The organism is Clostridioides sp. ZZV14-6009, from assembly GCF_020658095.1.
Taxonomy (GTDB): Bacteria; Bacillota; Clostridia; order Peptostreptococcales; family Peptostreptococcaceae; genus Clostridioides.
On record NZ_JAGWDG010000089.1, the window covers coordinates 1 to 257 of the forward strand.

Here is a 257-nt window from a genome sequence, read left to right on the forward strand (position 1 = left end):
CTTAGACTCTTAGCTGTACCTTCTGTTGCAACAAAAGTATATCCTAACTCTTTCATATCTTTTGCTATTGCTATAAACTCATCTTTATCGTTATTATTGACAGTAGCAAGCACTACTCCTCTTTCATCAGACATATGTCTACCTGCTGCTAAGAATCCTTTATATAAAGCTTCTTCTAGGTTTTCTCCTACACCTAAAACTTCTCCTGTAGATTTCATTTCAGGTCCAAGACTTACTTCAACTTTAGCTAATTTAGA

The 257-nt window shown here is 34.6% G+C and carries 1 protein-coding gene; it reads right to left on the reverse strand.

What is annotated here, in order from left to right; translation table 11 throughout:
• Positions 1–257, reverse strand: a 257-nt coding sequence (locus tag KGF36_RS20005) for a hypothetical protein (protein ID WP_227850948.1), incomplete at both ends; no start/stop codon positions are given.